The sequence below is a fragment of the Bacillota bacterium genome, assembly GCA_012518215.1.
Taxonomy (GTDB): domain Bacteria; phylum Bacillota; class Dethiobacteria; order DTU022; family PWGO01; genus JAAYSV01.
In genome coordinates this window covers 1-7,557 of the sequence record JAAYSV010000035.1, presented here as the reverse complement: position 1 = coordinate 7,557, position 7,557 = coordinate 1, and the positions used below count along the sequence as shown (strand labels likewise).

The 7,557-nt window shown below is 48.9% G+C and carries 6 protein-coding genes; 3 read left to right on the top strand and 3 right to left on the bottom strand.

Going from position 1 to position 7,557, the window contains the following annotated elements; genetic code table 11:
* Positions 1–1,072 (bottom strand): hypothetical protein (locus GX364_05515; protein ID NLI70300.1); only part of this gene is annotated, 1,072 nt, incomplete at its 3' end.
* A 400-nt stretch (positions 1,073–1,472) separates the two neighbouring features.
* Positions 1,473–1,829 carry a hypothetical protein gene (locus GX364_05510; GenBank protein NLI70299.1) on the bottom strand — a complete coding sequence of 119 codons (357 nt, stop codon included), beginning with the start codon at positions 1,827–1,829 and terminating at the stop codon, positions 1,473–1,475.
* A 147-nt stretch (positions 1,830–1,976) separates the two neighbouring features.
* On the opposite strand from GX364_05510, the gene GX364_05505 reads away from it, so the two are divergent.
* The 3 genes from GX364_05505 to GX364_05495 all read left to right on the top strand — a co-directional run bounded on the left by GX364_05505 (position 1,977) and on the right by GX364_05495 (position 4,783).
* Positions 1,977–2,960, top strand: coding sequence for an ABC transporter substrate-binding protein (locus GX364_05505; GenBank protein NLI70298.1), 984 nt, complete (start codon positions 1,977–1,979; stop codon positions 2,958–2,960).
* Between the two features lie 60 nt (positions 2,961–3,020).
* Entirely contained in the window at positions 3,021–3,914 is an 894-nt protein-coding gene (locus GX364_05500; GenBank protein NLI70297.1) for an ABC transporter permease, read from the top strand.
* Positions 3,915–3,988: 74 nt separating this feature from the next.
* On the top strand, positions 3,989–4,783 hold the full coding sequence (locus GX364_05495; protein NLI70296.1) for an ATP-binding cassette domain-containing protein: 795 nt from the start codon (positions 3,989–3,991) through the stop codon (positions 4,781–4,783).
* An 80-nt stretch (positions 4,784–4,863) separates the two neighbouring features.
* On the opposite strand, the gene GX364_05490 is transcribed toward GX364_05495, so the two are convergent.
* Positions 4,864–6,597, bottom strand: a complete 1,734-nt coding sequence (locus tag GX364_05490) for an ABC transporter ATP-binding protein (protein ID NLI70295.1) — start codon at positions 6,595–6,597, stop codon at positions 4,864–4,866.
* Between the last annotated feature and the right edge of the window lie 960 nt (positions 6,598–7,557).

The window sequence follows — 7,557 nt, the reverse complement described above, 5'->3', positions numbered from 1 at the left end:
GAGCATTGACCACGACTCCGGCGCCTGCATAGATATCGCCAGCATTATCGGTTACAAATAAAACTCCGATGTCTTCATCGTAGGTCATATTGGCCGTTGCAACCAAGTCGCCGTCCACTCTTATTTCTTCAATTATGGCGTTGAAGGCTTCAATGAATGCTATCTTTGCCGCTTCTGGATCTGCTTCTTCGACCGGCCCGATGGCTTCACTTGTCGCTGTTCCCTTGTAGGCACCCGTTCCATCTATTGTTACTTTGATGAAACTCCCGACATCGTCCTCTGTCAAGGTATAAATGCCATCTGTTGCCCCGGCAATTTCTTCATATTCGCCATCTTCACTGTCGGCCCTCAACCATTGATAATCACCCGTTGCTTCTTCCGGTGTCGGTATCGCTATCAAGGTCTCCCCGGCAAAAGGCTCGCCTTCTACAAAGATTCCCTCGATCTCCACTTTCAGATCATCCAGACGGGCCTGCAACGCAGCTTTTGCTTCGCCATCGGGTAGTTCGTCTATCAATGCTTGCATATCTGCAACTTCTTCGAGTGATTCACTTGCCTCGGCTGCCATTATAGCCTCGAGAATGTCTATGCAGGATTCAAGGTCATCACGGGGCGGAATCGGCGGCAGCAAGATTTCCAAGGCCTCACGGATCAATTCCAGATCCAGATCGCTTGATTCGCTTTCGATGGCTTTCACTACAATTTTTTCGGCGTCTGCCAGACGTATCTCAGCAGGGAAATCGCCTTCTTCGATCAAGCCGACAACTCTTCTCAGAAGGAATATCGCATCGAATACATCTATCTCATTGTTGGCACTGACTTCGGCCGCGTACTGCGCATATTCATAGTCTTCTTTTTCAAGCTTGACCAGATCGACTATGTGCCTCAATATCAGAATAGCATCGGCTATATCGATCTTGCCATCATTATTCACATCACCGTACAGGAAAGGATTTTCGGCCGGCTCATCATCTGAAGCCAAAGCCGGAACGGCAACTAGAAAACTCAACAGAAAACTGATCAACAAAACTGATACAATTAACTTGTTTTTTCCAGGTCTGGTTGTCATCATTCGCTAATTTTCCTCCCTATTGTATATGTTTTAACGGCACCTTGATGCCAAATTTCCCCTGTTTTGTTTATGTTTTAAACCCTCAATTTTGAAACATGTACTACCGCGGCAATATTTGTAGCCGATTTCTTTATGAAGATTGTTGGAAACCACAACCTGCCTGCATTGTTTCATCGGCAGATTGTTTGCATACAAAACTAAAAACCACCTCCCTCTCTCTTGATTTCGGAGAATGATCCTTTTGGCTTTGTTCATTCACCTCCCGATGAGTCGTCCAATTATTTAACCATTTACCGATTTCACATTATTACAGCTATTTGGTTAAATTCTACATTTAATTGTATTTTCCTTCCTGAATCACCTAATTTCTTTTTTTTTTCGCTGATGACACAAAATAAGATTATCGCTGCCTTGCAATTTCTATCTGCTTTCGCATCACAAAATTCGGAAGACATTTTTCTTTGGATGGTAGTACGAAACTTTTTTCCGACAAAAACCATAAAACCTCATGCAGCGTATTCAGATGACAATTACAGTGCCGAAACATCATCCCGGGGCGATATGGCACTTTGTCCTTCGGCACATGAATTGATGTAGCGCCATCAACGCCACCAACAAAAAAAGTATCGAAGCGGGATCCTTCCGCCTCGGCAAAAAATGCCGTACCCGATGAAATTTCACCTGTTACCCGTACCTGCCATGAAATATCAAGCAATGTACCAAATATTTCCCCATGGTTCTGAATATTGACAATCATTTATCTTTATCTTAAAATTGCGGTATAATACGGTGAAAAATAGTTTTATCGGAAAAACGGAAAGGTAGGTGGAGTATGCACAAAAGCCTTGCAGGCTTTTTTCTTTTCCGGTACTGAACACCGCAAAAAAGAGGAGGTATCGTTTCGATGGGAAAAACATGGGTTTGGTTTTTGGTTTCAATTCTGCTTGTCGCCTCATTTTCAGTTGTCGGCTGTGACAGCCTGCAGAAGACAGAAACAGAATACAAGATTGGCATCACCCAGATAATCGATCACGCGTCATTGGATGCTGCACGGGAAGGGTTCATCGAGGCATTGAAAGACGAAGGTTTTGTAGAAGGTGAAAATTTAACCATTGAAATCAAGTCTGCTCAAGGAGATATGACCACGGCCACGACCATTGCCGAGGGATTTGTTACCGATGAGGTTGATCTTATTCTGGCCATAGCCACCCCGTCAGCACAGGCGGTAAAGAACGCTACTGAAGAAATCCCGATTCTGTTCACAGCGGTTACCGATCCGGTTGATGCCGGGCTGGTGGAAAGCCTGGAAAACCCCGGGGGCAACGCCACGGGAACCCATGATATGAACCCCATTGCAGACCAGCTCAGCCTGATCAAGGAGATCGTCCCCGAAGCAAAAACAGTCGGTGTCATCTTCAATTCTGCCGAGGACAATTCCATTGTTCAAGTTGAACTTCTGGAGGAAATCGCACCGGATCTGGATCTTGAGGTAGAAAAAGCAGCCATCACCGGCACCGGTGAAGTTGCTACCGCTGCCGAATCTCTGGCTGACAAGGTCGATGCTTTCTATATCCCCACGGATAACACGGTCGTCGCGGCCATCGCTTCTGTAATCAAGACAGCCGAGGAAAACAATATCCCCATCATCGCCGGTGAAGGAAATACCGTGAAAGAAGGGGCTCTGGCCACGGTGGGCATTGATTATCTGAAGCTTGGCTATCAGACCGGCAAGATGGCAGCCAAAGTCCTGCGTGGCGATGCAGAGCCGGCTGACCTTCCGGTGGAAGGGCAAAGCGAATACGAATATGTAGTCAATACCACCGCCGCCGGGAAGATGGGGGTTACATTGCCCCAGGATCTTCTGGACAAAGCTACAATAATAGAGTAACTTAAACCTGTAATCAACCTACTGAATACATAATAGTAAACATAGTTGGAGGTGCGGAAAGTGAATATATCCATCGTCTGGGGAGCGATCCTGCTCGGTCTGCTCTATGGACCGCTTGTTCTGGGCGTATTCCTCACTTTCCGCATTCTCGACTATGCCGACCTTACCGTGGATGGAAGCCTCCCCCTGGGGGGAGCAATTGCAGCCACCCTTATCTTTGCGGGGGTCAACCCCTTCGTGGCCACGCTGGCTGCCCCCTTTGCCGGTGCCCTGGCCGGAGCCGTAACAGGTATCCTGCATACCCGTTTCCAGATCACACCACTGCTGTCGGGAATTCTGACCATGATCGCACTTTATTCGATCAATCTGCGAATCATGGGGCGTCCAAATATACCTCTGCTTCGTCATGGAAGTGTTTTTGATCCCCTGGTAGACCTGGGGCTGACTCTACGCACCGGCCAGACAATCGTCGCCCTGCTGGTAATTGTGGTTTCGGTTGTCTTCCTTTATCTTTTTCTCAGCACGGAGCTGGGACAGGCCTTGCGCGGCACCGGCGATAACGAAACGATGATGCGCAGCCTGGGTGTGAACACGGACCGTCTCAAGATATTGGGGCTCTCCCTCTCCAATGCCCTGGTGGGCCTCTCCGGAGCACTCGTCGCCCAGTATCAGGGTTTTGCAGACGTCAGTATGGGTATCGGCATGATCATCATCGGCCTGGCTTCGGTAATCGTGGGTGAGGTTATCATGGGAGTAAAATCAATCCTGGGACGCCTCATTGCAGTGGTTGTCGGCTCGCTGATCTACCGCCTGACGATTGCGCTGGTACTGCGTTTCGGTTTTCTCGAACATACCGACCTGCGGCTTTTCACGGCCTTGATCGTAACCCTGGCCCTGATTGCGCCGGGAATCAGAAAAAAATTAAAAACCATGAACGGTAAATCAGCATCTTGAAAACAGGATTGATAAATTGAGATATTTGTGTATACTATTACATTGCTTGCATTACTGAACAAGGTGAACGGTAGATGTTAAAAATCAACAATGTAACCAAAATATTTTATCCCGGAAGTATCAATGAAAAAGTGGCCCTGAACAGGGTTTCCCTGCACCTGAAAACTGGCGAGTTCGTAACCGTGGTCGGTGGCAACGGTGCCGGCAAAACCACGCTCCTGAACTGCATAGCGGGCATCTATCCCGTGGAAGATGGCACCATCGCCATAGATGGTGAAGATATTACCCGACAACCCGATTTCAAGCGGGCCTCTTCCATCTGCCGGATCTTTCAGGACCCGATGATGGGTACGGCCGCTTCCATGACCGTGGAAGAGAATCTGGCCCTGGCCATGAGGCGCGGGCAACGACGGCGATTGACATGGGCGATCACGGAAAAGGAGCGCAATTTTTTCCGCGAACGGCTGGCCGTACTGCACCTCGGTCTGGAGGAGAGGCTCACGACACAGGTAAAACTTCTTTCCGGCGGACAGCGGCAGGCACTCTCCTTGCTGATGACCACCCTGGTAAGGCCGGCGCTGGCCCTGCTGGATGAGCATACCGCCTCCCTCGATCCCAAAACCGGCTTGCGGGTATTGCAACTGACCGGAAAATTGATCGAAGAAGTCAATATCACTACCATGATGGTGACACACAATATGGAGCAAGCACTGAGCATGGGTACGCGCACGGTGATGATGCATGAAGGTAAAATCGTACTTGATATCAAGGGTGAACAGCGTGAAAATATGAGCGTTTCCCGCCTGGTCGAACTCTTCTATGAAACCGGCGGTGAGAAGATACTGAACGATCGCCTGCTGCTGGTATAGGCCACGGTAATCTTTTCCCCTATCCCCTGTCCCTATCTTTTCATAACGATGGGTCAACATTTTTCCTTGACATGTTATTTTCAGGCAGTATCCGGGATGAAACCATTGAATTGAGCCTCGTAGAGCCGGGCATAATAGCCGCCTTTCTGCAACAAGTCCGTGTGGGAACCCTCCTCGGCAATTCCTTCGTCCGTGAGAACCAGGATCCGATCTGCATTGCGCACCGTGGTCAAGCGATGTGCGATCACCAGGGTGGTGCGGTTCCGGGACAGTTTGAAGAGCGCTTCCTGGATCATCGCCTCGGTCTCATTGTCCAGGGCGGAGGTGGCCTCATCAAGAATGAGGATCGGCGGATTTTTCAAGAAAATCCGGGCGATGGCGATACGCTGCCGTTGTCCGCCGGAAAGCATCACTCCACGTTCCCCGACGTAAGTTTCGTAACCATCCTCCAGCTCCATGATGAATTCATGGGCATTGGCCCTGATCGCCGCCTCGATTATTTCCTCGTCACCTGTATCAATTTTACCGTAGGCGATATTTTCTTTTACCGTTCCGGAAAACAGATAGACATCCTGCTGAACGATGCCGATATTGCGTCGCAGTGATCTCTGGGTATAATCACGAATATCAACGCCATCGATGCTTATCTTGCCCTCCTGAATGTCATAGAAACGGGGAATAAGATTGCAAATGGTTGTCTTGCCAACTCCTGACGGCCCGACCAGGGCAACCGTTTCTCCGGGAGCGATCTTCAGGTCGACATCGGACAGAATGATTTTACCCGGAGAATAGGCAAATGAGACTCGGTCGATGGAAATATCGCCCCGCAGGCGCCCGGCTTTCTGCGCATCCTTCCTGTCTATGATCTCGGGTTCTACCTTCATCGTCTCCACAAAACGGTGGAAACCGGCCATTCCTTTCTGATAAGTCTCCACCAGAATCGATATGCGGCGGATCGGTTGCAGGAACATGGAAACGTAAAGCAGAAATCCAACCATCACCCCCACGGTTATCTGCCCGCGAAAAACAAAGTAACCGCCCAGCAAAACTACCGCCAGGTTTGCCAGGTTGGAAAACAGGTTGATCCCGGAAAAGAATTGAGCCATGGCGCGGAAAGATTCCTGTTTTGAACTGCGGAATTTTCGATTGTCATGTTTGAATTTTTCAATCTCATAGCTTTCATTGGTAAAGGACTTGACCACCCTTACCCCCGAAATACTATCTTCCACCCGGGCATTGATATCGGCAACTCTCAAGCGCACATTGCGAAAGGCTTCCTGCATCTGCCTGTTCTTTTTAACTGCAAACCAACCCATCACCACCACCAGGAACAATATCGGAAGAGTCAACTGCCAGTTGATGGTCATCATGATAACGATAGCGCCACACAATGTTATCGTAGCTATAAACAGGTCCTCCGGGCCATGATGAGCCAGCTCTGATATTTCGTTGAGGTCGTTGACAAGGCGCGACATGATATGACCTGTTTTGGTATGGTCAAAATAGCGGAAGGAAAGCTTGTGAATATGATCAAAAAGGTCCTGGCGCATATCAAATTCAATGCGCACCCCGAGCACATGCCCCCAGTAATTGACGATATATTCGAGCAGTGAACGCAGAAGATAAAGCCCCAGCAGGGCAGCACCGATCATCAAAAAAAGGGCCATGTTTCTCTGGGGGATGATATGATCGATGGTCCATTGAACCGCAACTGGAAAAACCAGGTCCAGTGAAGCCATCAGGAAAGCACTGCTAAAATCAAGAATGAACAAAGGCCAATGGGGCCTGTAATAGCTGGCGAATCGTCTCAGCAATCTATCCTGTCTCCTTTGGAACGGCAAGCGAACAAATCTCCTGCATCGCGTAGCATTATTTTTAATTATATCACAACTTTTATTGTCGGGTATTATCGGGGAAAAAAAATATGTTCGGGAATATGGCCAACAGCGGTGTTACGAATGGCACCATCCCCTGCTCACCGCCTGCCACCCGGGCCGCCCATCTCGACAACTTCATCATGCCCCCTTTACTGTTAGAAAAAAAGATACTACTACCTGTCATTCCGAGCGAGCGGCTATATTTTGCCGCGACGAGGAATCTTGACCACTCAAACACACCTTTCTATCGATACAAACTGGTTCCTGCTTTTCCCCGTACCGATATGTTGGAGACAGCGACATGGAATGAATGGCTGCCATGGTCAAGCACAGTGCTTGCCATTACCCGAGATTCCTCGCGGCGCTATTCTTTCACCCTGTTGTTACCATTTCTACTTCATTTATCTTTATGGCTTGATGCCAGTGTTCTTGTTAAACACCGCTTGCTCGGAATGACAGGGGGGGAAGGTCGCCTTTTATATTATACTGTCATTCTGAGGGAGCGGCGTTATTTGCCGCGACCGAAGAATCCCCTCCTCGTACACACCTTACCATCGCCATAATCTGTTTCCCGTTTTGATCTTTTCCCCGTACGGATATGTTGGCATATGCAACATAGAGTGAATGGCTGCCATAGCCGGTGAAGGCGAGGAAGCGAAACGGGACTGCCGACGTGATGTGGACAGTGTATTACCTGTCCATTCAGAGGCCGCCGCTGGCGGCCGAAGAATCCCCTGGTTGACCACACTAACTCCCTGAACCGTTCTTTATGCTATGGCCCATGAACGGCCCAGTCGCCGAGCCAACATATAAAAAAAGAAATAGAAAACGTAGGCGGCCGAGGAAACCCTTGTTAATACCACTTACTCAGTGGGGGGAAGCTATTTCCTGGGTTTT

Coding starts and splice junctions, on each gene's coding strand:
- GX364_05510 (NLI70299.1), bottom strand. CDS start 1,829: ATGATTGTCAATATTCAGAACCATGGGGAAATATTTGGTACATTGCTT.
- GX364_05505 (NLI70298.1), top strand. CDS start 1,977: ATGGGAAAAACATGGGTTTGGTTTTTGGTTTCAATTCTGCTTGTCGCC.
- GX364_05495 (NLI70296.1), top strand. CDS start 3,989: ATGTTAAAAATCAACAATGTAACCAAAATATTTTATCCCGGAAGTATC.